We start from the raw sequence: 24,614 nt of genomic DNA on the forward strand, positions 1-24,614 counted from the left end.
ATTTATTTGGTCAGAACAAAGCCCTTGAGCTTGCCGAATGCGCCTTCGACCAGCGCTTTTTGCTGCTCTTGGTGCAGGTGTGAGTAACCCACGGCTGGCGACGCCGAAGCGGCACGACCCGAGTAACCGAGCTTTTGACCCGACGACATGTTTTCGTGGATGTAGTGCTGCACAAAGAACCATGCGCCTTGGTTTTGTGGCTCGTCTTGCGTCCACACCAATTCAGTGGCGTTGGGGTACTTCTTGAGTTCAGCCGCGAAAGCTTTGTGTGGGAATGGATAGAGCTGTTCGGCGCGCAAGATAGCAACGTCGTCAGCACCCAACTCTTCACGCTTCTTGACCAGGTCGTAGTAAACCTTGCCTGAGCACACCAACACGCGTTTGACCTTGTCGGCCTTGAGCGCTTTGTTTTCAGGAATGATGGTTTGGAACGAACCCTTGGTGAATTCAGACACGGGTGATGTCGCGTCTTTGTTACGCAACAGCGACTTCGGTGTGAAAATGATTAATGGCTTGCGCAAGTCGCGCACCATTTGACGACGCAACACGTGGAAGATCTGGCTGGCCGTGGTGGGCTGCACGATCTGCATGTTGGTGTCAGCGGCGAGCTGCATGAAGCGCTCGAGGCGTGCCGAGCTGTGCTCTGGGCCTTGGCCTTCGTAGCCGTGTGGCAGCATCAAAGTCAAGCCGTTGACACGGCCCCACTTCACTTCGCCAGAAGCAATGAACTGGTCGATCACCACTTGGGCGCCGTTGGCGAAGTCGCCGAACTGGGCTTCCCAGATCACCATGGTGTTGGGATCGTTGGAGGCGTAACCGTATTCGAAACCGAGTACCGCTTCTTCAGACAAGATCGAATCGATCACGGTGAAAGGCGCTTGGTTTTCAGTCACGTTTTGCAACGCAACATAAGTACCGGTGTCCCACTTTTCACGCTTTTGATCGTGAATCACAGCGTGACGGTGCGTGAACGTGCCACGACCGCAATCTTCGCCCGACAAACGCACGGGGTAGCCGCTGGCCACCAAGGATGCGAAAGCCATGTGCTCGCCCATGCCCCAATCCACAGGCGTGTCGCCACGGCCCATGGCGGCACGGTCGTCGTACACCTTTTTCACCAACTGGTGAGGCGTGACGGATGCGGGGATGGTGGTGATTTTCTCAGCCAAGCGCTTCCACTCAGACATTGGGATCGCGGTGTCACCTGCATCAGTCCACTTCTTGCCCATGAAGGGCGACCAGTCCACAGTGAACTTGGTTTTGAAGTTGGTCAACACAGGATCATCCGTGTGTTTGCCAGCGTCCAAAGCGGCGCGGTAAGCCTTGACCATGTCGTCCCCCAAAGTCTCGCCCAAGCCTTGTGTGGCCAACTTGTCGGCGAACAGCTTGCGGGTGCCAGGGTGAGCGGCAATTTTTTTGTACATCAGCGGCTGAGTCAGCGCTGGTGTGTCTTGCTCGTTGTGGCCGAGTTTGCGGAAACACACGATGTCGAGCACCACGTCTTTGCGGAAGGCCATGCGGTATTCGAGGGCCAGTTGCGTGGCCAACACCACGGCTTCTGGATCATCACCGTTGACGTGCAACACAGGTGCTTCGACCATCTTGACGATGTCGGTACAGAACACGCTAGAACGCATGTCACGTGGATCTGAAGTGGTGAAACCGATTTGGTTGTTCACAATGATGTGCACCGTGCCGCCAGTGGTGTAACCACGGGTTTGGGCCAGAGCCAAGGTTTCTTGGTTCACGCCTTGACCGCCGAAGGCAGAGTCACCGTGCACCAGCACTGGCAAGACTTGGCTGCCCGTTGGGTCTGCACGGCGGTCCATGCGTGCGCGCACAGAGCCTTCCACCACAGGGTTGACGATTTCCAAATGCGAGGGGTTGAACGCCAATGACAAATGCACGGGGCCACCAATGGTGGACACATCCGAGCTAAAGCCTTGGTGGTATTTCACGTCACCAGCTGGCAAGTCTTCAGGCGCTGTGTGGTCGAACTCAGCGAACAAGTCAGAAGGCAACTTGCGCATGGTGTTGACCAACACGTTCAAACGGCCACGGTGGGCCATACCGATCACAACTTCTTGCACGCCCTTGAGGCCGGCTTGTTGAATCAGTTCGTCCATTGCGGCAATGAAGCTTTCACCACCTTCGAGCGAGAAGCGCTTTTGGCCCACGTATTTCGTGTGGAGGTAGCGTTCCAAACCTTCAGCGGCGGTCAGGCGCTCAAGGATGGCTTTCTTTTTATCAGAGTTGAAGTTGGCTTTGCTGCGGATGCTTTCCAGCTTCTCTTGCCACCAACGCTTTTCGGATTGCTCCGAGGTGTACATGTACTCGGCGCCCAAAGTGCCGCAGTAGGTTTCACGCAAAGCGTTGAGCAACTCGCGCAAGGACATATTGTTCTTGCCGAAGAAAGTGTTGCTGGTGTCGAAAACGGTTTCTTGGTCGGCATCGGTGAAGCCGTAGAAAGCGGGATCGAGATCAGGAATATTGGGGCGCTCAGTGCGCTTGAGTGGATCAAGGTCAGCCCAACGTTGACCCACGTTGCGGTAGGCGGCGATGAGTTGCTGCACAGCAGTGCGCTTGCGGCCCATTTCAACGTTTTCGCTCGCCATGACAACTTTGGTGCCGCCAGATTTGGCACGTTCAGCAAAGGCATTGATGACGGGCAAGTGAGGCACGTCTTTGGCGTTCGAGCCATCGACTGCGGGCACATGCGACAACGCATCAAAGTACTCGCGCCACGAATCGGGCACGCTACCTGGGTTGGCTAGATAGTTTTCATACATCTCTTCGACGTAGGGGGTGTTGCCCCCGAAGAGATGGGTATTGCCTGAATAGGCTTGATAGACGGTTGTCTCACTCATTTGCGCTGACCTCCGTTTCCCTGCAGGAAACATTAGTTGGTTGGAAAAAAACCTCCGCGACACGGCTGGACCGGTTAGCGGATGCGACTTTGATCAGGATTGACCTAAGTTACACCCAAGATTGTGCCACCGAAACCAGCCGCAGGCGGCTCAATTAAACGATTTGGTCCTTGATTTGCTGCAAAGCGGCGGGATCGTCCATGGTGGTCAAGTCACCAGGATCGCGCCCTTCAGCTACCGCTTGGATGGCACGGCGCAGCAATTTACCGCTGCGTGTTTTGGGCAAAGCCGAGACAAAAATCACGCGTGATGGGCGGGCCACTGCACCGAGTTGGCTGTCCACCACCTTCATGACTTCGGCTTCCAGGGCTTTGCGGGCGGCATCGTCGGTCAGGCCAGAGGTGTCTTTGGCGATGGCAAATGCCATGGCCACTTGACCTTTGAGCTGGTCGGCGACGCCCACCACCGCCACTTCGGCGATGTTGGGATGACTGGAGATGCTCTCCTCGATTTCGCGAGTGCCCAAGCGGTGACCGGCGACGTTGATCACGTCATCGGTACGGCCCAAGATGAAGTAGTAGCCATCTTCGTCACGCACAGCCCAGTCGAAGGTGCTGTACACGAGTTTGTTGGGCACGGTCTTCCAATAGGTGTTGACGAAACGGTTGTCATCACCCCAAATGGTTTGCAAGTTGCCAGGAGGCAGTGGGCCTTCGATGGTCAACACGCCTTTTTGGTTAGCGCCTGTGAGCTCTTCGCCCGTTTGGTCATCCACCAACTTGACGTTGTAACCATACACCGCCTTGCCGGGTGAACCAAACTTGCTAGGCGCTTTTTCCACGCCGTTGCAGATGGTCAAGATAGGCCAGCCGGTTTCGGTTTGCCAGTAGTTGTCGATGATGGCTTTGCCGTTCAGGCCTTCAGAAATCCACTTGGCGGTTGGCTCGTCCAAAGGCTCGCCAGCCAAGAACAAGGCCTTGAGCGTCGACAAGTCGTACTTGGTGAGCAGCGCTGGGTCTTGCTTTTTGAGCACGCGAATCGCTGTGGGCGCGCTGAACATGACCGAGACTTTGTACTTCTCCACCAAGCTCCACCAAATGCCGCCGTCTGGGCGGATGGGCAGGCCTTCGTACATGATGGTGGCCATGCCGCCAATCAGTGGGCCGTAGATGATGTAGCTGTGGCCCACCACCCAACCGATGTCGCTGGTACAGAAGAAGGTCTCACCAGGCTTGCCTTGGTAGATATTAGGAATGCTGGAAGCCAAGGCCACGGTGTAGCCACCGGTGTCACGTTGCACGCCTTTTGGCTTGCCCGTGGTGCCTGATGTGTACAGGGTGTAGCTGGGATGCGTGGACTCGACCCACTCGCAAGGCACTTGCGTGTCCATGTGCTTGGCGCGCTCGGTGGCGTAGTCCACATCGCGGCCAGCCACGGGAGTAAAGGCCGCCAATTTGCGGTCCACCATGATGACGCTCTTGGGCTTGTGCGCAGACAAGTTGATGGCCTCGTCCAGCAATGGCTTGTAAGGCACGCCTTTGCCGCCACGTGAACCTGCGTCCGCGCTGATGATGACCTTGGGTGACGCATCTTCAATGCGAGTGGCCAAGGAGTGAGATGCAAAACCGCCGAACACCACCGAATGGATCGCGCCCAAACGCGCGCAAGCCAACATGGCAAATGCCGCTTCGGCAATCATGGGCATGTAAATCAAGACGCGGTCGCCTTTGACAATGCCCAAGTCTTTCAAAATCGCTGCCATGCGCTGCACTTCAGCGTGCAAGTCGCGAAATGTGTACGTGTGTTCTTGGTTGGTTTCTGTGGAAACGAAAATCAACGCGGCTTGGTCAGCGCGGTCTTTGAGGTGACGGTCGACCGCATTGTGGCAAATGTTGGTCTTGCCACCCACAAACCACTTGGCAAAGGGAGGGTTGCTGTAATCGCAGATTTGCTGGGGAGGTGTTTCCCAATCCACCAATTTGGCCTGCTCAGACCAAAAAGCGTCGCGGTCCTCAATGGAACGGCGGTGAAAATCTGCGTACGCAACCATCTATTTCTCCTAAAAACGAATCTGTACTGAATTCATAATTATGAGAAGGACGGACTTGCAACAAGCTGACTTTTCGGGTGGGTAATTACCCTTTATTTGATCAGCGCGTGGATTTCTTTGAACGGGTCCGCCTCTGCCGTGCGCAGCCATTCAAACAACACCATCTCGGTGGTCACCAGTTCTGCACCGGCTCCGGCCAAGCGGTCAAACGCGGCGTCGCGGTTGCGCTCGGTGCGTGAACCACAAGCATCCGTCACCACCCACACCGAATACTCTTCTTCTAGCAAATCCAAGGCAGTTTGCAGCAAGCACACATGCGCTTCGCAGCCCGCAATGACGATGCTTTGGCGTGTGGGCTCTTGCGGCACGGCCTTTTGCAAATGCTTGGGCAAGCTGCGGGCGTTGCCAGCAGGTGCGCGTGCTGCGGGGCGCAACACTTCGCTCAAGCCATCGGGGCAAGCACTGAAACTCATCTTGGGGATGGTCCGTCGGCACAAGGCGCGCAGTTCGGCAGGGTTTTGGCCTAGCTTGTCTGGGTTTTGCTCGGTACCGTAGGTCGGCACTTCCATCCAGTGCGCGGCTTGCGCCAAACGCATGGCATTGGCCAGCACCAAATCAGCTTCAAAAATGGCGGGCATCAGGCGGGCTTGGTAGTCCACCAGCACGAGTTGGGATTCTTGGTCGTCGAGCAACATGCGAGGGTCGAATAGGTTTGTAGAAAACTGCAAGTATCGACGATATGAAATTTGCAGCCTGTCAATATCGTTTACTTTAGGATTAACCCTAGTAAAATCAACAACTTAGGCGATGTATTTGATAAGTTTTCGCAGATAAAGCAGCTAGAATAACTGGCTATGTTGAAACGTACCCTACTCATCCTCTGCTGCGTCGCCAGTGCACATGCTGCACCGTCGAACAATGCAGCAGATGACATTGAGCGCTATTTGGCCGAACGCGGCATCGTCGCGCAAATGGACCAGGTACGCCAATCGGTGGGTGATACGGCTTCCGACTTGGTGGGCAACGCCATGACCTTCTTGGGCGTGCCCTACCGACGTGGCGGCACCAGCGCTGCCACGGGATTTGACTGCAGTGGCTTTGTGCGCTCCATGTTCGAGCAAACCGTGGGCAAGGTCTTGCCCCGTCGCGCCAGTGAACAAGCTGCCGCAACCGAGAAAATCGACAAGCAAGATTTGAAGCCAGGCGACTTGGTGTTCTTCAACACCATGCGCCAAACTTTCAGCCATGTGGGCATCTACGTGGGTGACAACAAGTTCATCCACTCACCTCGCTCAGGCAAAAGCGTACGCGTCGAGGACATGCGCGATGCTTATTGGGACCGCCGCTTCACAGGCGCCCGTCGTGTGCCCGCCGCAGGCAACAACGACAACTAAGCGTCAGAAACGCTCGCCTTCGGCCAGGTAGCGCCAAGTCCCCTCTTCCAAATCGCCCAAGCTCACGCGTCCCAAGCGGATGCGTCGCAGCGCCAAGATTTCCAAGCCCGCCAACTCACACAAATAAGGCGCCAAGCCTAGCTGCGAGCCTTTCACCGCCAAACGCAACTTGCTGCGCTCGGGATTGGCACTGCCCACACTGATTTTGAAATCAGGCAAGCGCAGGCGCTCATCTCGCATGGCGCGTTCAATCGGACGCAAGGCATCGGGCAACACCTCACCCCGCACGTCCACGATCAGCTCTTGCTCGATGAACGCCATGTCTTCCATCAACTTGCGCTGCACACGGAAGTCTTGGGTGAACGCCACCAAGCCGCTGGCCTCGTATTCCAACGGCACGCTGGCATCAAGCTTGGCCAAATGGCTTTTCAAGAAGCGCACACCGCTGTGGTCGTGCTTGCTGTGCTGCTCAGACGTGAGCAAAGTGCGAACGTTTTGCGGGCCTTTAGGCGCGCGGGCTGGAGGGCGAACTGATGCACCAGGTTTACCAGCAGGTGCTGACCGAGCCACCGGATTTTTGACGAGCAAAGGCTCTAAGCCATCGGTCCAACCTGCAGGCTTGTTCAAAATCAGCGTCACCGACATGAGGTTGAGCAAACTCGCATGCGCATCCACCGCCACGTTTTGCGTCGTCACACGAAACTGCGGCTCTTGCACCACCACCCCATCCACGCGCACAAAGCCCGCTTCGATGTATTGCTCGGCTTCGCGGCGCGAACAGTCGCGCAGTTGCATGATGCGTTTAGAAAGGCGTTCGCCTTCGGCTGGGCGATCACCCAAGGATTGACTGGAATTCATAAGAGCTGAATCCTCCCACAGTTAATCGTTGTATCGTTCACCCATTCAGCTCTTTGTGGAGAGATTTCGTTGAACTTGGCTCATTTACTCCAGCGCATGGCGCGGCAGTTTCCCAAACGCGCTGCTATTTTTCATGGCACACAGGCTGTGGCTACTTACACGCAATGGGCACAACGCTGCGCGCATTTGGCCCAACAGTTTCAAAACGCAGGCTTGCAGCCCGGCGACCGCGTGGCCATCTTCATGCACAACCACCCGCGTTACCTAGAGGTTCTCTTTGGCGCATGGTGGGCAGGCTTGGCCGTGGTACCTATCAACGCCAAGCTGCATGTGCGCGAAGCGCAGTGGATCATCGACAACGCGCAAGCCTGCTGGGCCTTTGTCACGTCTGACGTGATGGCCGACGTCACCACCAACACACCCCAACAATTGACCGGCTTGCAACGCGTCATCGATGTGGACAGTGCTGAGGCCAATGCCTTGTGGACCATGCCTCAAGCCAGCGATGCGCCACCAACAAAGCCCATCATTGAACGCCAGTCAGACGACCTCGCTTGGTTGTTCTACACCAGTGGCACGACGGGTCGCCCTAAAGGTGTGATGATCACCCACCGCAACTTGATGACGATGGGCTTGGCTTACTTCACCGACGTGGATGCCATCACTGACCAAGACGCCATCGTCTACGCCGCTCCCATGTCACACGGTGCTGGTCTTTATGCCATCCCACATTTGATGGCAGGTGCACGTCATGTGGTGCCAGCTTCTGGCGGCTTTGATGCAGCGGAGTTGTTGGAACTCGGTCAGTCGGTTGGGCCACTTTCCATGTTTGCAGCACCCACCATCGTCAAACGCTTGGTCGACCATGCCGAGCAAACCTCACTCACACCCAAAGCTTGCGCCCTCGCTTTCAAAACCATCGTCTACGGCGGCGCACCCATGTACGCCGCAGACATCCAGCGCGCCCTTCGCATCATGGGCCCACGCTTTGTGCAAATTTACGGCCAAGGCGAAAGCCCCATGGTGGGCACGGCCCTGTCCCGCTTCCATTTGAGCGACACCACCCACCCCGAACACGCCCAACGCTTGGCATCTATCGGCGTGGCGCAAACACCAGTGCAAATTCGCATCACCGATGAACAGGGTCACGACCTGCCTTTGGGTGAAGTGGGCGAAGTGCTCATCAAAGGCGACAGCGTCATGGGTGGCTACTGGCGCAACCCTGAAGCCACACAAGCCGCCATTCGCGACGGTTGGTTGTTTACGGGCGATATGGGCTGCTTAGACGCGCATGGGTTTCTCACCCTCAAAGACCGCAGCAAAGACCTCATCATCAGCGGCGGCTCCAACGTGTACCCACGCGAAGTAGAAGAAGTGTTGTTACAAGCCCCAGGCGTGAGCGAAGTAGCCGTGGTGGGAGCTCCCGACCCTGAGTGGGGCGAAATCATCGTGGCTTTTGTGGTGGTGCAACAAGGCAGCATCGTCAGCGCCCAAGACCTAGACACGTATTGCCTCAACGAAATTGCCCGCTTCAAACGCCCCAAACGCTACGAATTGGTCGATAGCCTGCCCAAGAACAACTACGGCAAAGTGCTGAAAACCGAGCTGCGACTCAGACTCACTCAGCCCTAGTGGTATCGTGCTGCCCCATGCACACACAAATAGACCACCTCGTCATCGTTGCCAAAAGCCTAGAACAAGGCGTGCAATGGTGCGAAGACACACTGGGCATCACGCCTGGCCCTGGCGGCGAACACACGCTGTACGGCACACACAACCGCTTGTTCAAAGTGGCCTCGCCTGCTAACCCGATGGCCTATGTCGAAATCATCGCCATCGACCCCAACGCCGTGCGCCCTAAACGTGCCTGCCCCACGCGTTGGTTCGACATGGACGACCCTGCCTTGCAAAAGGCCGTGGCTAAAGAGCCGCGCTTGGTGCACTTTGTGGTCAACACCCCGGACATTCGTGCCGCACGCATGGCCATCCGCATGCAAGGCATTGACCGCGGCCCCGCCATCTCGGCCAACCGCCGCACGAATCGCGGCACGCTCAACTGGCAAATCTCGGTGCGTGCCGACGGTCAGCGCTTATTTGACGGCTGCATGCCCACCCTCATTCAGTGGGGCAAGCCCGAAGCCACCGACCCACTCAAGCTCCATCCCCGCAACACCCTCACCCGCTCAGGCGTGACGCTGCAAAGCCTAGAGGTGATTCACCCCAGTGCGGCCAAACTGCAAGCAGCCTATGACGCGATTGAACTCAACCGTGTGAGCGTGACCGAAGGTCCTGCCAACTTGAAAGCCACGCTGCAAACACCTAAAGGCGTGGTGGTGTTGGAAAGTTTAGGCATCTAAGCCCGCAGCGCTTGCACCTCAAGCACTCATGAAAAAGCCGCTTTGAAAAGCGGCTTTTTTGTTTGCGTTCGGTTACTTGTACTCTTGCACTTTTTCGTAGGCCGCCCACAACTTGTGTTGCATCTCGCAGCCCTCCATCATCAAGCCAGGCGCTGAGATACCCATGAAACGGTCGGTTTGCATGATGAGTGCATGCGCTTGCTCAAACACACCCGCGCCATACAGCTGACGAATCGCACCCACATAAGGCGCAGTGTCGCCACGATCGGTCAGCAACACCAAGGTTTCGATGCACGCGTATACCGCGCGGCGTTGCTGCGGTATTTGGTCAAAGTGGCGAATCCACTCACAGCCTTCCACCGTGGCAGCTTCATCGCCGCAAGCCAAGGCCAACATGGTTTTGAGTTCGCCCACACGCAAATCCGCCCAAAAGCTACCTGCATCCGCGGCCATGCCAATCAAGCCCGCCACGGGGCGCTCGTCGGCCAAGTTGGACTCATTCAACGAGGCCAACAAGTCTGAACATTCTTCGTTGTCAAGGTCGGTCAAATTGAGAATGGCCTCGCGCATTTCGTTGGCGATGCTGTTGTTCTCAAAGTCGAGGTCGTCCACAGGGTAAATCTCAGACATACCTGGTACGAGCACGCGGCAGGCATACACGCCCAAGTGCTCGAAGTCGGCGATGTAAATGTCAAACCCATCGTCGTGCATGCGCTTGACGCAATACGCGTAGTCTTCAGGCGTGGTGTTGGCAAAGTTCCAGTCCACAAACACATAGTCTGGAATCTGACCCAAGAACTCCCAGTGAATCACGCCACTCGAATCCACAAAATGAATTTCGATGTTGGGCGCACTGGCCGCTTCTTCCAAATCAAATGTGGGCGCAGGAAAACCGCTCAAACTATCCAACGCGCGGCCTTGCAGTAGTTCGGTCAATGCACGCTCCAGTGCCACCTCAAAACGCGGGTGCGCACCAAAGCTGGCAAAGCAGCCTTGGTCTTCAGGATGCAGCAAGGTCACGTTCATCACGGGGTACTTACCGCCCAGCGATGCGTCTTTCACCAAGATGCCAAAGCCTGCCGCGCGCAAGGCTTCAATGCCTGCGGCGATACGCGGGTAGCGGTTGATCACCGCCTCTGGCACATCGGGCAAACAGATACCTTCGCTGATGATCTTGGCTTTTACATGGCGTTCAAAAATCTCAGACAACGCTTGTGTGCGTGCCTCTAGCGCGGTGTTACCCGCTGACATGCCGTTGCTCACATACAAATTGCCAATGATGTTGACGGGGATATAGACCGTCTCGCCATCGCGCTGGCGCTCATAGGGAATAGCGCAAATGCCGCGCTCAACGTTGCCCGAGTTGAAGTCGACCAAATTGGCGCAATCGATGTTGCTTTCTGGGTTGTAAAAGGTGTGCAGCTCAGCGTTGAGTAAACCCTTGGGCCACGAACCGTCATCCGTCAAATCAAACCAACGCTCTTGCGGGTAGTGCACAAACGAGGCATCCGCCGTGAGGGGGCCAAGGTAGAAATGCGTCCAAAAATAATTGGTGGCCAAGCGTTCAAAAAACTCACCCAAAGCACTGGCCAAACACGCCATGCGCGTAGCGCCTTTGCCGTTGGCAAACAAGGCGGGGCAATCGCGGTCGCGGATGTGAACCGACCAAATCCCATCCACGGGATTGAGCCAGCTTTTCTCTTGAATGTGAAACCCCATGGCCTGCAATTTGGCCTGCATAGTGTTGATGGTGGATTCAAGTGGCGCGTCTTTGCCAAGAATAAAACTTTGAGTGGGCACGGTAAATCGCTTTAAAAAACAGCAGGGGCGCCCTAGAGCTAACGCCCTATTGTGAGGCCTGAGCTACCCCGTCACAGGCTGGGGTTTTCGCTCAAATCCTTTGCGAAATGCTGTGCTTTCAGTCGTCTTTGGGCAAAGTCGCCAACAGGGCCATGCCTGCGGCCATCACCCCAGCGGTCAGCCACAACGCACCTTTGAACGTGCCCGTGGTCTGAGCCATGTAACCCGCCACCACAGGGGCCAGCATTTGCGCGGCGCCGTAGCTGAGCGTGAGCTTGGCCATGGCTTTGCCTGGGTTGTTGGGTGCTCTGCGGCCCACCAAGGCCAGTGTCATGCTCACAATGCCAATGAACGTTGCGCCATAGCCTACAGCCCCTGCAAGCGCAGCCCACAACTCGCCCGACATCGCAGGCAACATGACCGAAAGCGTTTGCAAACCAAACGCCAACAGCAATGCCCGCTTGTCGCCCACGCGCCGCGCGACCAAATCCCAGATGAACACTGCGGGCATGGCCGCCAACCCCACCATCGCCCAAGCCAACGGGCCTTGGCCTGCGAGAGCTGGCTCGCGCTCCACGATGGCTACTGTGAAGGTGGCGCTGATCACAAAGCCCCAACCTGCTGCAAAGTAACTGGCGAGCATGGTCCACGTCCAGCGGCGAGAACCCAAACCACCCGCCACCGCGTCATGCGCCACCACTACCTGCGTTGGCACAGGCGGACGCCACTTCCAAGCGGGCACAAAAAATACCAAGCCCAGCGCAGCAAACACCAACCACTGGTCCGACCATGTGGGCCACACCTGCGACAAGCCCCAAGCACCCAGCGCCGACACCACAATGCCCAGCCCCAAGCCAATGAAATACAAACCCAACTCAGGCCGGCGCCCCTGCCGCATCAGCCAACCCAAAATCAATCCGGAGCCCAGCAACATGCCAGTTGCGCCACACAAACCACCGATGTAGCGAATCAAGGCCCATGCAGGCATCCAAGTGGTCAGCGCCATCGCCGCCACCGTGACCAAGGCCATCCACAAGCCAGCGCTGTACAGCCAATGCCGCCAGCGCACATCGTCAATCCACGTAGCAGCCAAAGCACCGCTCATGTAGCCCGCATAGTTGATGGCGGCCAAGCCGCCTGCGGCAGCGTCGGTTAATCCGGTTTGAATTTGCAGGCTTGGTAGCAACGGCGTATATGCAAAACGCGCCAAGCCAATGGTCAACACCAAACCGCAAATGCCGCCTGTGAGGACTTGCCAAGGGTGGAGGTGTGTTTTAAGACTTGCAGGTGGCATGCATTACTCAACCCAGTTTTCAACGCGTAACCCCTGCACTCGGCTGAACTCACGCGTGTTGTTCGTCACCAAAGTCCAACCTTCGGCTAGAGCATGAGCGGCTAACCAAAGATCGTTATTTCCAATTGGCATGCCCTGCTGCTGTAAGGAGGCTCGCACATGACCGTAATGTTCAGCCGCCGCCATGGGTAAGGCACACGGCTGGATCATTTGAACCAATTGCGCAATAGTCGCTAACGCACGATCACGAGACTGACTTTTTTCTGCACCAAACCGCAATTCACCCACCGTGATCGTAGACATGGCCAACTCTTGAAGCGTGTGCGACTCAAACCGATGGCGCACAGCCAGCGGCTGTCCCTTAGCGATGTAAATGCAAATATTGGTATCTAAGAGATAGCGATTTAGCTGCACGGCCATCTTCAAAGCGCCTCGCGCTCTTGAGGCGGTGCGTCTTGGCGGCCATCGGCCATAAAGTCTGCGGGCAAGCTACTTAGTAAATCGAACACGGCGCCCGCGTTGGTAGGCACTTGGCGCAGCACAATGTCACTGCCCTGTCGAAATATTTCGACCTGATCTGTGTCAAATCGAAACTCTTTAGGTAAACGCACAGCTTGGCTGTTGCCAGACTGAAAAACACGGGCATATGTCATCAAAGCTCCCGATATAAATGTATTTACATCAAGTATATACACCCAGCATCATTTGTTCAAGGCTGCAAATGCAAAGCCAACAAAAGTACCTGGTTGACACCTTGCTCACGTAAGAGCGCCGCCGCAAGCGTTGAAGCCCAACGAGTTCGCACATGGGTAGCCACGAGAAGCACGGTGCCATCAGATAGCGCGACATCTGTTGCAAGCCTCATCACTGACTCTAAATGAGCCACTACAAGCGTGGAGGCTGCGTCATCAGGGGGCATTCCACCAGCCCAGCTAAATACATCGTGCAACGGCAAACGACCTTTTTGAGCAATGTGCGCAGCTAGGGCGCGGTTGGACGCCATGTTGTGCGCTGGCATCGGCACAACACACACCGGACGGGCGGGCCAGGTTTTGGCCCAGCGCCCAAGAGTGGCCACGGCCCCTGCCAACAAATCGGTGGGTACATCGCCCGGGGCAGCCATACGCAAAGCCTGCAACTCGACCACCCAACCCGGATCATCGGCAAAAGCCACAGCTCGGCCCGCGTCAAAGCCGCGAATCGCGCCCTTACGCCCCACCCCACTCGGCCAGCGTTTGCGCGGTTCGATGTCCACGTCCATGCCGCGCAAGAAGTCACGCGCAGCGATCAGTTTGTCTTGTGAAGGCATGAGGCCCGGAAACGGCAAATGCCCGGTGCACACCGAGCAGCGCCCGCAAGGCTCGGGCGACGGGTCGTCCAGCGCGGTTTGCAAATACGCCATCAGGCAGCCCGCACCCTGGGCGTATTGGCGCATGATGCCGGCCTCTTGCTGGCGCACTTGCGCCAGCGCCGTCCATTTGGCCGTGTCGTGTTCATACGGCACACCCGTGGCGCGCCAAGTGGGGCCTTCTTTGTCCACCACGCCCTCCACCGCCAAGATTTTGAGCAGCGCTTCCAGCCGCCCTCGGCGCACGCCCGTATCGGCTTCGATCTCCAGCAAACTGCGCCCGTCGTTTCCCAGACTTTGCAACACCTTGGCGGCCGTGGCCGCATCCGGGATTGACGCGGTGGCGAAGTAATCCCAAATCCGTTCGTCGGCGTCCGACGGCAGCAACACCCCTTCGGCATGCGCCACGGCGCGCCCTGCCCGCCCCACCTGCTGGTAGTAGGCCACCGGGGTCGAGGGCGAGCCCACATGCACACAAAAGCCCAAATCCGGCTTGTCGTAGCCCATGCCCAGCGCTGAGGTGGCCACCACCGCTTTGACCTGGTTGTGGCGCAAACGATCTTCCACTTTGAGGCGCGTATCGGCGTCGGTCTGACCGCTGTAAGCATCGACCGCATGGCCGCAGCTGCGCAAAAACGCGGTGAGCCGCTCGGCCTCGGCCACCGTCAGCACATACACAATGCCCGAGCCCGGCAACTGCGCCAAGGCATCGGCGATCCAGGCGTAGCGCTGCAAGGGCGACAAACCCGGCACCACCGACAGCGTGAGCGAGGTGCGGGCCAGCGTGCCGCGAAAGGTCACCGTGTCCGCGCCCAACTGCTTGCCAATGTCCAAGGTCACGCGCTCGTTGGCCGTGGCCGTGGTGGCCAGCACGCTGGCGGTCGGCGTAGACAAAAGCGCCCGCGCCAAGCGCTGGTAATCAGGCCTGAAGTCAAAACCCCAATCGCTGATGCAATGCGCCTCGTCGATCACGATCAAGCCCACCCGGGCCAGCAAAGCGCCCAGCCGCGCCGCAAAACGCGGGTTGCCCAGCCGTTCAGGCGAGACCAGCAGCACGTCGATGGTGTCCTCGTCCAGCCGTTGGAACACATCGTCCCAGTCATCGATGTTGGTGGAGTTCACGGTAGCTGCCTTCAAGCCCGCACGCTCGGCGGCGCTGACCTGGTCGCGCATCAGCGCCAACAGGGGCGAGACCACCAGCGTGGGGCCAGCGCCCGTGCTGCGTATCGCGTGCGTGGCCGCCCAATACACCGCCGACTTGCCCCAACCCGTGGCCTGCACCACCAGCACACGGGACGCCGGTTGCAGCACGGCGTGCACCGCGTCCACTTGGTCGGCACGGGGCACCGCACCCGGACCGGCCAAGCGGGCCAGGATGGTGTGCATGTGTTGCTCGGCGAATTCGCGGGGGTAAGTAGATGTAGGTTTCATGCCGTCATTCTGCGAAACCCACAAGGCTGCGGCACGAGCAAAGCTCACGCAACTTGAAACACCAGCTTTCAAGACACCGAGTCATGCGTGGGATCAACCACGCCCCTTCGTCATCTCAAACCCCGCATCCACCCAAGCCTGTGCCGTATTGCGGTTGAGCTTGTAGCCCGCGTCCACACGCACCTCGGCCAGCGTGTCGCCGCCCTCGTCTTGCGCGCTCAGTGTGGCGTAGGGGTTGTCGTCATCGGGCACGATGTCTAGCAGCACGGTCACGCGACCTGTTTGGCCGTTGACCGTGACGGCCTGGTGCAGCGTGGCGTGCAACTGCTGCTCGCTGCGGCGCACAAACTCTGAGGCGGTTTTGACCAAGGTGATGAAGGCGTTGCCATCCAGCGGCTTGGGGTTCTTTTTGTCGCGACCCATCGTCCATGGGCCAATCAGCGCGGCTTCGGATTCGCCGTCTTTGAACATGGCCACAGCCCAGCCGTCGTCATCGTCGTTTTTGATGACCTTGGCCGTCCACGTTTCGTTTTGCCACAGGCGCGGCTCTTGCGCGAAGGCGTTGTCGTCGATGGCGTCTTGGGTGGTGTCGTCGGTCATTGATGTGTCGGCATGGCGTCAAACCAAGCATTGATGTCTTTGGGGCTGGTCAAGGTGCGTACATGTTGGTAGGCAGCCTCGGCCTCGGGGTAGTGCTTGCGCAAAAAGTTGAGCCACTGCTTCAAACGTCCCGCTTGGTGACGCTCGCTCACATGGCCCGACACGATTTGCCAAAACGTGTGCAGGTGCGGCGGCAGGTCCTGCCAGCGCACTTGCGCAGAAGGTGCGGCCAAACCATTCTCAGCTGCGTCGTGCACTTGTATGTCCCAGCCCAAACCTGGGTTGGTCACGATGCCGCGGCCCAGCATCAAATCAAAGCAGCCTGATTCAGCACGCGCGTTGATGGCGTCTTGCACATTCCAAATTTCGCCATTCGCCACCAAGGGTGTTTTCACCTTCGCTTTGATGTCGGCAATGCGGTGCCAATACGCCGGTGGTCGGTAGGCATCTGCCTTGGTGCGTGCGTGCACCACGATCTCGCTTGCACCACCCGCCTCTAGCGCCAAAGCACATTCTTCCGCCGTGCTGTCGTCGTTAAAGCCCAAACGCATCTTGGCCGACACCACTTGGTGGGCAGGTACAGCCGCGCGGACGGCTCGCACAATTTGGTACAGCACCTCAGGGTCTTGCAGCAGCACCGAGCCACCGCCGTGGCGGTTCACTTGTTTGGCGGGGCAGCCAAAATTCAGGTCAACCCCATCACAGCCCATGCCCGCCACACGCGCGGCGTTGTCAGCCAAACATTGGGGGTCTGACCCCAATAACTGAGGGCGCACAGGCACACCCGCAAAAGTACGGCCGCCATTGGTCAGCTCGGGCACGATGCGCAAAAAAGTGCGCTCGGGCAGCAAGGTGTTGGTGACGCGGATGAACTCGGACACGCAGCGGTCCACCCCGCCGATGCGGGTCAGCACGTCGCGCAGCACAAAGTCGAGCAAGCCCTCCATCGGGGCAAGAATGAGCATGGGTTCGGGAGTTTGAAAAAGAAGGCTGCAAGCAGCGAAGGCACTACTCTACCTAAGTCTTAGCCGAGGGTGGATTTACTGGGACAATAGCGGTCTTATCTGTTAACCGAAATTCCCCCTTTCCATGTCCGAATTGACAACTGTTGAAGTGCGTCCCGCCACCATGCGCGACGCTGCCAAAATCGCCGAGCTGTACGCAGCCACCGCCAAAGAAGCTTTCAAAACCATGCAAACAGGCGCCAAAGTGCTACCTGTGCCAGAAGAAAAAAACACCGTTTACTGGCGCGAAGCCATTGAATACGCCGAACCCCAAGTCCAAGTGGCCGTTGACGGCAGCAAGATTGTGGGCTTTGTGGGCTACGACCGCTCACGCGACAAAGGCACACCCAACACCCTTGGCGAAATTTGGGACATCTATGTGGATGCCGCCTATTGGGGCCAAGGCGTGGGCCTGGCTTTATGGGATGCCGCACGCGAAGGCCTGCAAGAAGAAGGCTGCACCCATGTGTCCATCTGGGTGCCCATCGCCAACGACCGCGCCATGCGCTTTCATGAGTTGGCAGGCTTCAAACGCGAAATGTCCAGCGCCAAGACCGTGCCCATGGGCCCCGTCAAGGTGGAAGAGATTCGTCTCAAGCAAGCTCTGTAATTCAACAAGAGTTTCACGTGTCTGAACACTACGCTGCCCTGGGGCTCAAAAGCGATGCCACGCTGGCGGACATCAAAAAAGCCTTTCGCCAAAAAGCCTCGCAGTTTCATCCGGACCGCAACAGCGACCCCGATGCCCCTGCGCGTTTTCGCGAAGTGCAAGAGGCCTACGACGTGTTGTCAGACGACGACAAACGCAAAGCCTATGACGACAACCGTCGCCGCAACTTGTTGGACGACCCCGCACAAACGGCCCGTGAAATTTGGCAAGGCTACTTTCAGCAAGTGCTGAACCGGACATAAAGACCATGAGCATTTCCCCATTCTTCCAAGAGCTGCGCTCTGCCTACCAAGCCGAGTTGGACGACCTCAACTCTGACTCCGAAGGCCACTACATCCTCGACAAGCGCTTGGCTGAAAAGCGTAAAGAGTTGGACTTCTTGTTGCAAATGATGGACCTCAGCCCCGAGATGGTGGCCGTGGTCTTGCACCAAGCGTTTGAGTTTCATGAGCCCGAATTGATGGCCCACTTCATCACACGCGATGCGGATGATTTGCTGAGCTGGGATGCCGTGTCTGAAGGCGTGCGCATTGCACCCTGGGCAAAACCAATCGTCGACAAAATTTTGGCCGAGCCAGTAGGCGCTTGGTTCATGACCGTGGCCGCTGCACTCGAATACATGCATGGCACGCCAATGCGAGCTGGATTACACGGTGGTGCACAGTCAAACGACGCCGATGCCGATGAAGATTTGCAAAACGTCGAGCGCGGCGACCAAGCCGAGGATGACGAAGAGCGCGAAGCCCGTGAACGCGAAGAAGCAGGCAACGCGTGGATGGTCGAACAAGGCTTCGACAGCAAAGAATAAGGAAACGTCATGACCGACAAAACAAACGCCATCGCACTGATTACCAAAACGCAAAGCCTCATCGCCGCAGGTGACATCACCGGCGCAGAGGCTGCGTTGGTCGAGCTGGCCGATGCCGAAGGCGATCAAGCACTGATGGTGGTGCTGGAGCAGCTGCCTCCCAAAGACATCTTGGCTGTTATTCGTGAGTACGACACGTCTAAAGAATCGGTCATCAACCTGCTGGTCACGCCCGAGCAATTTGCCCGTGCCGTAGTGATTGAAAAACAATACAAAGACCTCACCCGCACCCACCTGCGCGGCATGATGAACTCCATCATCTTCCGCGAAGACGCAGACACGGTTGAGTTCCTCACCGCCATTGGCGACCTAGAAGGCGGCGCAGAAGCGCTGGCCGACTACTTCAGCGAAAAGTGGAGCCGCATTGAAGCCTTTGCGCGCACCGGCACATTCGACACCATGGAAGACGATGGCGACATGCTGACCGAAAGCGCCCTACTCGGCTCGGCCTATGTGAAGCCACGCGTCGAAGAAGACGAAGTGGCCGACCAAGACTGGATGCAACTCGCTTGGATCTTGCGCCACAAAATTCCAGACCTCTTCATCGAAATGCTCTTGGTGCTGCGCGCCAAAGCACGCGCCCACGATGCAGGCCTGTCGGAAGAAGACGAGGAAGAGGACGATGGCAAGGTCGAAACCAGCGCCACCGACCGCGGCCAAGCCACACCTGCTGCGCGTGACTCTGACGAAGAATCAGCTATCTAAGCCTACAGACCATGACGCAATCTGTTGCCCTTTTTGATGACCGCCCTTTCTTTGAAAAGGCCGTCGCTTATGGCGTGCAACACGGCGTGTTGGACCAAGCCAAGCTAGACGCCATCCAAACCGATGCCCCAAAAGGCATGGTGCAAATTGCGCGTTACTTTGGCAGCGAGTTCTTGCGCCCCGAGCTTGAAAAAGCCAAGGACCGCATCGTCAACATGGTCAGCCTCACCCTGCAAATTCATAGCGGCGGCGATTTGCGCAAAGCGGCAGTGCACTTGCGCGAGCATTCGTTCATGTCACGCTCGAAGGCGGCATCAGACATGCTCAAAGCCCTCATCGTCATGCCGCAAAACACGCACTTTGGCATGAACGAGCATGGTGGCTTCAGCGACAAACACATCCCGCAATTGGCCAAGTGGTCGCTGTGCAATTTGGCCGAATACCAAGCCGAGCTGGCCAAGCGCCAACAAGTGGCCCACGTCATCGATGCTGCCATTTGGATGGCCGACGAGCTGGGCCTGCACGCCGACGATTTAGAAGAAGCCGGCTGCGATGCCGAAGCCGTCATTCGCACCGCTCTCTTGGCAGCCGCCACCAAGCACAAAGAAATGCCAGACTGGGTGGTCTTTCAAAAAATCATCGCCACGCTGCGCAAACCCAGCGCGACTAAAGCCATCAACTTGGCCGCGCCTAAAAACTTGCCTGCTGAGTTCAAAGCCGCAGTCGAGCAAGTGCGAGAAAGCGTCGAAGCCGACTTGACCAAAATTTTGGACAGTGCCATCACATGCCAAAAGCTCTTCAACCAAACACCAGCTTTTGTAGGCCGCTACTTTTGGGTGGAAGACGGTTTGTCCGAGGTCGACCACTTTGACCGCCAAACCTCTGCCGCGTGGACCAAAGCCACAGGCGGCCACAGCGACGACAGCTCGTTGCTCACCCTCTTCTTGTGCATTGCTACGGGTAGCACAGGCAAAACGCTGTTGACCGAAAAAACGGCTGCCACGCTGATTCGCAAAATTCGTAAATCAGGTTTAAAGACTGAACTGGCCACCGAATTCATCCAGGCCAATGCACCGGCTGAGCATCAAGACGATTACATCGACATGTGGGAGTCGTTCATCGACGATGCGCTCGTCACTTTAGAGAGCGACCATGATTACAAATTACACGATGCACTGTCGCTCTTGCGCCGCGAGTGCAATGTGTCTGAATAAGCTTTCGCTGCCCAGCAATAGCCACCGCTCCAGCCGTCAACTTCCCCAGTCGTGTCCGTCTACTTGCCCCACGCGGTTTCTCGCCTTCGCGCCTCGCGCCTAGCCCGCAGCGTCAAACCCTTTCTAGCTCGTGGCGGCCCCAAAGGCGAACGCTGCGCTGGCTGCCGCTTGGTGCCCACCCACTGCATCTGCGCGCTTCGCCCCAACGTGCCCACACGCGCAGGCATGTGTTTGCTCATGGCCGACATCGAGCCGCTCAAACCCAGCAACACCGGTTGGCTGATTGCCGATGTGGTAGCCGACACCTTTGCCTTTGGTTGGGCGCGTACCGAAGTTGACCCTGCGTTGTTGGCTCTGTTGAACGACCCACAATGGCAACCCTATGTGGTCTTCCCTGCTGAATTTGCTGATGACACACGCGTGGTGCATGAGGTGACGCACAACGCCAACACGCAACCTGTGAAGCGGCCCTTGTTCATGTTGCTCGACGGCACATGGGACGAAGCCCGCAAGATGTTTCGCAAAAGCCCCTACCTGCAAAACTTCCCCGTGCTTAGCCTGCAGCCCGAACAACTCTCACGCTACAAACTGCGCCGCGCCCAAAGCGAAGCGCACCTGTGCACCGCCGAAGTGGGTGCGATGTGTTTGGCACTGGCTAACGACACCCAAGCTGCCGAAGCCCTCAACGCCTACTTTGAAGTGTTCACCGAGCACTACATCAAAGCCAAGCAACAACTCCCCGTCGATTTAACGGATGACGTGCATCTGCGATTGCAGACAGCCACCCACTCCGCGTGAACGACAATCAAGACTATGGCTATTCAATGGTTCCCCGGACACATGCACCTCACGCGCAAAGCGATTGGGGAGCGCATCAAAGAGATTGACGTTGTCATCGAAATGCTTGACGCCCGTTTGCCCGGCTCTAGCGCCAACCCGATGCTGGCCGAACTCATCAAAACAAAGCCTGCACTCAAGGTGCTGAGCAAGCAAGACTTGGCTGACCCAGCTCGCACCGCGATGTGGCTGGCCCACTACAACGCCATGCCCGGCGTGCGTGCCATTGGCCTCGACACCAGCATGTCGTCACCCGCCAAAGCGCTGATCGACAACTGCCAGCAACTCGCCCCCAACCGTGGCGGCATGGTCAAGCCCATGCGCGTGCTCATTTGCGGCATTCCCAACGTGGGCAAGTCCACCCTCATCAACACCCTCAAAGGCAAGCGCGCCACCAAAACGGGCGACGAAGCCGGTATCACCAAAACCGAGCAACGCATTGCCTTGGCCGATGATTTTTATTTGTACGACACACCGGGCGTGCTGTGGCCGCGCATCATCGTCGAGCAAAGCGGCTTCAACCTAGCCGCCAGCGGCGCGATTGGCGTGAACGCGTTTGACGAAGAAACCGTTGCGCTTGAGCTGCTCAACTACCTCATTCCGCACTACCCCAACGAGCTCAAGCAGCGCTACAACATCGACGACGTGGCCAGCCACACCGACGAAGAAATGCTCGAAGCCATTGGCCGCAAGCGCGGCGCAGTTCAAAGCGGCGGCCGCATCAACACTACCAAAGCCGCGCACATCGTCATCCACGATTTCCGCACCGCTGCGCTGGGCCGCGTCACACTAGAAACGCCAGAAGAATTTGCTGCGTGGCTGGCCGAAGGCAAGATTGCTGATGCCGAACGTGCCGTGCGCAAAGAGGCGATTGAGAAAAACAAGAAAACGGCGTTCAAATCTAAGAAGCGTTGAGATCAGCCACACATGACACAACGCCGCGACACCCCCGACAAAGAAGCCATCGCCCTGCTTCCAGAGTTTCCTCGTTTGGGGCTTGACCGCATCACCTTGGTCAACACCGGCAAACAAGCGCAACAGGCTCACGATGCGTTGATCACATCACCCGCTTGGGGCTTTGACACTGAATCAAAGCCCACCTTTCGCGTGGGCGAAGCGTCTGACGGCCCGCATGTGTTGCAGCTTTCCACGGGCGAACGCGCTTGGGTGTTTCAGCTACACGACCCCGAGTGCAGAGCTGTGGCTGCCGACTTGTTAGCGCGCGAAGGCATTGCCAAAGCAGGCTTTGGTTTGGGCGACGACCGCAAACGCATCATCCAAAAATTTGGCGTCGAGCCTGCGGGCATCTTGGAGCTCAACACCATTTTCAAAGCCCAGGGCTACCGCAAAGAAATGGGCGTCAAGGGCGCAGTGGCTGTGCTGTTTAACCAGCGTTTTCAAAAATCAAAAAAAGCAGCCACCAGCAACTGGGCCAATCTGCGCTTGAGCGAATCACAGCTGGTTTACGCCGCCAACGATGCGTATGCGGCGTATCGCGTGTGGGAAGCGTTGCAGCTGTAAAGCACCTTCAGCGGTCATACACACATCGAAACCCGATGTAGACCGCATAAAAATCTGCAGGCTTAAACGCCTTCACATCGGCTTTCATGTTGAACGCGCCGTACCACCAAGAGCCACCCACCGTTCTGCGTTCGCGGCCTGTGGCGTCTGTGCTGTCGGTGGTCCATTCCCACACATTTGCGCCCATGTCATACAAGCCATTCACGCCTTGGCGTGTCGCGCCTGCGGGGGCGGCACGCGGCCATGGGTCGGGGTCGCTGGTGTTCGCGCCTTGCGGGCTGTCGCCTGTGGCCCACGGGTAAGTGCGGCCTTTGGTCCACGGTGCAGGTGGTGCATCGCGCAGCTCGGTAAAGCCTGCTGTTTGCCACTCGGCCCCCGTGGGCAAACGGCCACCCGCCCAGCGGCAATAAGCCTGTGCCTCGGCAAAATCTAAATGCACCGCAGGCATATCGGCTCGGGTCGTCTGCCCATCGGGCTTTCGCCAGCTCCAGCCGGGGCGGCGCTCCCAACCTGCCCCGTACTCAAAACCACCGCCTTCTTTCTCGGCCCGCGTCACCGTGCCCGTGGCATGCACATAACGCTCAAACTGCGCGATGGTCACCTCGGTTCGATCTATCGCAAAGCTTGGCAGCACCACGCGCCCCTCATCCATTCGCACCTGCGCGTACGCGGCAGATGTAACGAACAAGAGGGCCGATAAAGCGTGTTTGATAGTCATGCATCGAGTCTAAACAAGCTGCCCTTGTTGCGCAGCACGTGGTCAAGATGCCCTGAGGCTAAGCCCTAAAATTGGCACATCACTCGCTCGTTGTTCGGGCCTAGCCTCTACCCCACTTCACCATGTCCACCCCTTCGGGCCACAGCGCCGCCACTCCATCTGAACAAACCAGCTCGGTGCTGGAATTTGCCAACTGCCAGTGGCGCGTGCGCAGGCCCAAGCCCTTTGTGTTGGTGATTGAAGGCGAGGAAAAAGACTTTAAGGGCCATGAGGCACAAGCCCCCACCGACTACCTGCACGACAAACTGCTATTGCCTGAATGGCGCGAAGCCTTTTACAAGCTGGTCGATGCCACGGGCCTGGTGGTGTGCCTGAACGTGCACACCCAACACCCCACCTACCGCGACGTGCGCGGGCGCTCTAGCAAAGGGCGGCTGAGCCAAGGCGAGTACTACCACCACGACGGCTGCACCGGCCCCGTCAAGCCGCGGTTTGTGGAAATTCGCTGCCCCATCCAGCCGCAAACACGCGGCGTGGCCACCGCTGTAGCGCCCCATCACGATGTGGTCAAAGCCATGGTGCAAGTCTTAGCCGCCGAGTTACCCGCCGAATTGGCCAAAATAGCCGCACTGGCCACACAAGACATGAGCCCAGAAGCCTTGGACCAGATGGACTATGCCGCGCTAGACCACTTGCAAGGCCTCATCACGCGCACCGTGCGCAAGAAGCTCAACGCCGAAGGCGCACGCAGCTACTTTCGCCAAGTGGATGCCGCAGCCAATGCCTACTTTGAACCTTGGGCCTTGGGCGAAAGCCGCTTCATTGCCAACGCCAACAGCGGAATCACCATGCAACACCGCCGCGCCTACCAAGCCCCGCACACCGGCGGCGTGGCCAATGGCCACTTGGTCAAGCGCTGGACCAATGAAGAGCTGCTGCTACCTGGCCAAGTGGCAGACCTTGCCTTGATTGCTGCGCTGTGCAGCGAAGAAGGTGATGAAGTGGATGGGGAGCGGGCTGAGGGGTGTTACCTCGGGGCGCATTGAGTGCGGTGAATACGCGGCCTAATCACCGCACA

General features: G+C 57.7%; 24 protein-coding genes. 12 read left to right on the forward strand and 12 right to left on the reverse strand.

Going from position 1 to position 24,614, the window contains the following annotated elements:
• Window positions 1-2: 2 nt before the first annotated feature.
• The 3 genes from C5F52_RS06490 to C5F52_RS06500 all read right to left on the reverse strand — a co-directional run bounded on the left by C5F52_RS06490 (window position 3) and on the right by C5F52_RS06500 (window position 5,612).
• The gene (locus C5F52_RS06490) at window positions 3-2,867 is read right to left on the reverse strand and encodes a 2-oxoglutarate dehydrogenase E1 component (protein ID WP_104797511.1); all 2,865 of its coding nucleotides are present in this window, start codon (window positions 2,865-2,867) and stop codon (window positions 3-5) included.
• 154 nt (window positions 2,868-3,021) lie between these two features.
• Window positions 3,022-4,917 (reverse strand): propionate--CoA ligase, encoded by a 1,896-nt coding sequence (locus C5F52_RS06495; protein WP_104797512.1) that lies wholly within the window; start codon window positions 4,915-4,917, stop codon window positions 3,022-3,024.
• A 92-nt stretch (window positions 4,918-5,009) separates the two neighbouring features.
• On the reverse strand, window positions 5,010-5,612 hold the full coding sequence (locus C5F52_RS06500; protein WP_104797513.1) for an isochorismatase family protein: 603 nt from the start codon (window positions 5,610-5,612) through the stop codon (window positions 5,010-5,012).
• A 159-nt stretch (window positions 5,613-5,771) separates the two neighbouring features.
• Between C5F52_RS06500 and C5F52_RS06505 the strand changes: the two genes are divergently transcribed.
• Window positions 5,772-6,311, forward strand: a complete 540-nt coding sequence (locus tag C5F52_RS06505) for a C40 family peptidase (protein WP_104797514.1) — start codon at window positions 5,772-5,774, stop codon at window positions 6,309-6,311.
• 3 nt (window positions 6,312-6,314) lie between these two features.
• Here the strand turns inward: C5F52_RS06505 and C5F52_RS06510 are convergent, their stop codons facing one another.
• A complete protein-coding gene (locus C5F52_RS06510; RefSeq protein WP_104797515.1) occupies window positions 6,315-7,169 on the reverse strand; it encodes an RNA pseudouridine synthase in 855 nt (284 codons plus the stop codon).
• Window positions 7,170-7,238: 69 nt separating this feature from the next.
• Between C5F52_RS06510 and C5F52_RS06515 the strand changes: the two genes are divergently transcribed.
• Together C5F52_RS06515 and C5F52_RS06520 are read left to right on the forward strand one after the other, a co-directional pair.
• The gene (locus C5F52_RS06515; RefSeq protein ID WP_104797516.1) at window positions 7,239-8,801 is read left to right on the forward strand and encodes a class I adenylate-forming enzyme family protein; all 1,563 of its coding nucleotides are present in this window, start codon (window positions 7,239-7,241) and stop codon (window positions 8,799-8,801) included.
• Between the two features lie 17 nt (window positions 8,802-8,818).
• On the forward strand, window positions 8,819-9,526 hold the full coding sequence (locus tag C5F52_RS06520; RefSeq protein WP_104797517.1) for a VOC family protein: 708 nt from the start codon (window positions 8,819-8,821) through the stop codon (window positions 9,524-9,526).
• A 72-nt stretch (window positions 9,527-9,598) separates the two neighbouring features.
• Here the strand turns inward: C5F52_RS06520 and ycaO are convergent, their stop codons facing one another.
• The 7 genes from ycaO to C5F52_RS06555 all read right to left on the reverse strand — a co-directional run bounded on the left by ycaO (window position 9,599) and on the right by C5F52_RS06555 (window position 16,964).
• Window positions 9,599-11,326 (reverse strand): 30S ribosomal protein S12 methylthiotransferase accessory factor YcaO, encoded by a 1,728-nt coding sequence (ycaO, locus tag C5F52_RS06525; protein ID WP_104797518.1) that lies wholly within the window; start codon window positions 11,324-11,326, stop codon window positions 9,599-9,601.
• Window positions 11,327-11,444: 118 nt separating this feature from the next.
• Window positions 11,445-12,620 carry a YbfB/YjiJ family MFS transporter gene (locus tag C5F52_RS06530; protein WP_104797519.1) on the reverse strand — a complete coding sequence of 392 codons (1,176 nt, stop codon included), beginning with the start codon at window positions 12,618-12,620 and terminating at the stop codon, window positions 11,445-11,447.
• A gap of 3 nt (window positions 12,621-12,623) precedes the next feature.
• Window positions 12,624-13,040 carry a type II toxin-antitoxin system VapC family toxin gene (locus tag C5F52_RS06535; protein WP_104797520.1) on the reverse strand — a complete coding sequence of 139 codons (417 nt, stop codon included), beginning with the start codon at window positions 13,038-13,040 and terminating at the stop codon, window positions 12,624-12,626.
• A 2-nt stretch (window positions 13,041-13,042) separates the two neighbouring features.
• Window positions 13,043-13,273 carry an antitoxin gene (locus tag C5F52_RS06540; protein ID WP_104797521.1) on the reverse strand — a complete coding sequence of 77 codons (231 nt, stop codon included), beginning with the start codon at window positions 13,271-13,273 and terminating at the stop codon, window positions 13,043-13,045.
• 56 nt (window positions 13,274-13,329) lie between these two features.
• Window positions 13,330-15,399 (reverse strand): ATP-dependent DNA helicase RecQ, encoded by a 2,070-nt coding sequence (locus tag C5F52_RS06545; protein ID WP_236657755.1) that lies wholly within the window; start codon window positions 15,397-15,399, stop codon window positions 13,330-13,332.
• Window positions 15,400-15,492: 93 nt separating this feature from the next.
• Complete coding sequence (locus C5F52_RS06550) at window positions 15,493-15,999, reverse strand: hypothetical protein (protein WP_104797522.1); 507 nt, start codon at window positions 15,997-15,999, stop codon at window positions 15,493-15,495.
• Window positions 15,996-16,964 (reverse strand): tRNA-dihydrouridine synthase, encoded by a 969-nt coding sequence (locus tag C5F52_RS06555; RefSeq protein ID WP_104797523.1) that lies wholly within the window; start codon window positions 16,962-16,964, stop codon window positions 15,996-15,998. Before C5F52_RS06555 ends, C5F52_RS06550 begins: the two co-directional genes overlap by 4 nt.
• 133 nt (window positions 16,965-17,097) lie before the next feature.
• Here C5F52_RS06555 and C5F52_RS06560 point away from each other — a divergent pair, with 133 nt between their 5' ends.
• From C5F52_RS06560 to C5F52_RS06595, 8 genes are read left to right on the forward strand one after another with little or no spacing between them, the layout of a single operon-like run.
• Window positions 17,098-17,613 carry a GNAT family N-acetyltransferase gene (locus tag C5F52_RS06560; protein WP_104797839.1) on the forward strand — a complete coding sequence of 172 codons (516 nt, stop codon included), beginning with the start codon at window positions 17,098-17,100 and terminating at the stop codon, window positions 17,611-17,613.
• Window positions 17,614-17,630: 17 nt separating this feature from the next.
• Entirely contained in the window at window positions 17,631-17,915 is a 285-nt protein-coding gene (locus C5F52_RS06565; RefSeq protein WP_104797524.1) for a DnaJ domain-containing protein, read from the forward strand.
• A 5-nt stretch (window positions 17,916-17,920) separates the two neighbouring features.
• The gene (locus C5F52_RS06570) at window positions 17,921-18,481 is read left to right on the forward strand and encodes a hypothetical protein (RefSeq protein WP_104797525.1); all 561 of its coding nucleotides are present in this window, start codon (window positions 17,921-17,923) and stop codon (window positions 18,479-18,481) included.
• A gap of 9 nt (window positions 18,482-18,490) precedes the next feature.
• Complete coding sequence (locus C5F52_RS06575) at window positions 18,491-19,246, forward strand: hypothetical protein (RefSeq protein ID WP_104797526.1); 756 nt, start codon at window positions 18,491-18,493, stop codon at window positions 19,244-19,246.
• Window positions 19,247-19,257: 11 nt separating this feature from the next.
• Entirely contained in the window at window positions 19,258-20,460 is a 1,203-nt protein-coding gene (locus C5F52_RS06580) for a hypothetical protein (protein ID WP_104797527.1), read from the forward strand.
• Window positions 20,461-20,511: 51 nt separating this feature from the next.
• Window positions 20,512-21,258, forward strand: coding sequence for a tRNA-uridine aminocarboxypropyltransferase (locus C5F52_RS06585; RefSeq protein WP_236657756.1), 747 nt, complete (start codon window positions 20,512-20,514; stop codon window positions 21,256-21,258).
• Between the two features lie 15 nt (window positions 21,259-21,273).
• Window positions 21,274-22,212 (forward strand): ribosome biogenesis GTPase YlqF, encoded by a 939-nt coding sequence (gene ylqF / locus C5F52_RS06590; protein WP_104797528.1) that lies wholly within the window; start codon window positions 21,274-21,276, stop codon window positions 22,210-22,212.
• A gap of 12 nt (window positions 22,213-22,224) precedes the next feature.
• Window positions 22,225-22,818, forward strand: a complete 594-nt coding sequence (locus C5F52_RS06595) for a 3'-5' exonuclease (RefSeq protein WP_104797529.1) — start codon at window positions 22,225-22,227, stop codon at window positions 22,816-22,818.
• 7 nt (window positions 22,819-22,825) lie between these two features.
• On the opposite strand, the gene C5F52_RS06600 is transcribed toward C5F52_RS06595, so the two are convergent.
• Window positions 22,826-23,536 carry a formylglycine-generating enzyme family protein gene (locus tag C5F52_RS06600; protein ID WP_104797530.1) on the reverse strand — a complete coding sequence of 237 codons (711 nt, stop codon included), beginning with the start codon at window positions 23,534-23,536 and terminating at the stop codon, window positions 22,826-22,828.
• Between the two features lie 122 nt (window positions 23,537-23,658).
• Here C5F52_RS06600 and C5F52_RS06605 point away from each other — a divergent pair, with 122 nt between their 5' ends.
• Window positions 23,659-24,582 (forward strand): hypothetical protein, encoded by a 924-nt coding sequence (locus C5F52_RS06605; protein ID WP_104797531.1) that lies wholly within the window; start codon window positions 23,659-23,661, stop codon window positions 24,580-24,582.
• Window positions 24,583-24,614 lie beyond the last annotated feature (32 nt).

The sequence above is a fragment of the Limnohabitans sp. TS-CS-82 genome (genome assembly GCF_002943475.1).

What these genes read in the sequence shown, in the direction of transcription:
- C5F52_RS06490 (WP_104797511.1), bottom strand. Translation starts at nt 2,867, where the DNA reads ATGAGTGAGACAACCGTCTATCAAGCCTATTCAGGCAATACCCATCTC.
- C5F52_RS06495 (WP_104797512.1), bottom strand. Translation starts at nt 4,917, where the DNA reads ATGGTTGCGTACGCAGATTTTCACCGCCGTTCCATTGAGGACCGCGAC.
- C5F52_RS06500 (WP_104797513.1), bottom strand. Translation starts at nt 5,612, where the DNA reads ATGTTGCTCGACGACCAAGAATCCCAACTCGTGCTGGTGGACTACCAA.
- C5F52_RS06505 (WP_104797514.1), top strand. Translation starts at nt 5,772, where the DNA reads ATGTTGAAACGTACCCTACTCATCCTCTGCTGCGTCGCCAGTGCACAT.
- C5F52_RS06510 (WP_104797515.1), bottom strand. Translation starts at nt 7,169, where the DNA reads ATGAATTCCAGTCAATCCTTGGGTGATCGCCCAGCCGAAGGCGAACGC.
- C5F52_RS06520 (WP_104797517.1), top strand. Translation starts at nt 8,819, where the DNA reads ATGCACACACAAATAGACCACCTCGTCATCGTTGCCAAAAGCCTAGAA.
- C5F52_RS06530 (WP_104797519.1), bottom strand. Translation starts at nt 12,620, where the DNA reads ATGCCACCTGCAAGTCTTAAAACACACCTCCACCCTTGGCAAGTCCTC.
- C5F52_RS06535 (WP_104797520.1), bottom strand. Translation starts at nt 13,040, where the DNA reads ATGGCCGTGCAGCTAAATCGCTATCTCTTAGATACCAATATTTGCATT.
- C5F52_RS06540 (WP_104797521.1), bottom strand. Translation starts at nt 13,273, where the DNA reads ATGACATATGCCCGTGTTTTTCAGTCTGGCAACAGCCAAGCTGTGCGT.
- C5F52_RS06545 (WP_236657755.1), bottom strand. Translation starts at nt 15,399, where the DNA reads ATGAAACCTACATCTACTTACCCCCGCGAATTCGCCGAGCAACACATG.
- C5F52_RS06550 (WP_104797522.1), bottom strand. Translation starts at nt 15,999, where the DNA reads ATGACCGACGACACCACCCAAGACGCCATCGACGACAACGCCTTCGCG.
- C5F52_RS06555 (WP_104797523.1), bottom strand. Translation starts at nt 16,964, where the DNA reads ATGCTCATTCTTGCCCCGATGGAGGGCTTGCTCGACTTTGTGCTGCGC.
- C5F52_RS06570 (WP_104797525.1), top strand. Translation starts at nt 17,921, where the DNA reads ATGAGCATTTCCCCATTCTTCCAAGAGCTGCGCTCTGCCTACCAAGCC.
- C5F52_RS06575 (WP_104797526.1), top strand. Translation starts at nt 18,491, where the DNA reads ATGACCGACAAAACAAACGCCATCGCACTGATTACCAAAACGCAAAGC.
- C5F52_RS06580 (WP_104797527.1), top strand. Translation starts at nt 19,258, where the DNA reads ATGACGCAATCTGTTGCCCTTTTTGATGACCGCCCTTTCTTTGAAAAG.
- ylqF (WP_104797528.1), top strand. Translation starts at nt 21,274, where the DNA reads ATGGCTATTCAATGGTTCCCCGGACACATGCACCTCACGCGCAAAGCG.
- C5F52_RS06595 (WP_104797529.1), top strand. Translation starts at nt 22,225, where the DNA reads ATGACACAACGCCGCGACACCCCCGACAAAGAAGCCATCGCCCTGCTT.
- C5F52_RS06600 (WP_104797530.1), bottom strand. Translation starts at nt 23,536, where the DNA reads ATGACTATCAAACACGCTTTATCGGCCCTCTTGTTCGTTACATCTGCC.
- C5F52_RS06605 (WP_104797531.1), top strand. Translation starts at nt 23,659, where the DNA reads ATGTCCACCCCTTCGGGCCACAGCGCCGCCACTCCATCTGAACAAACC.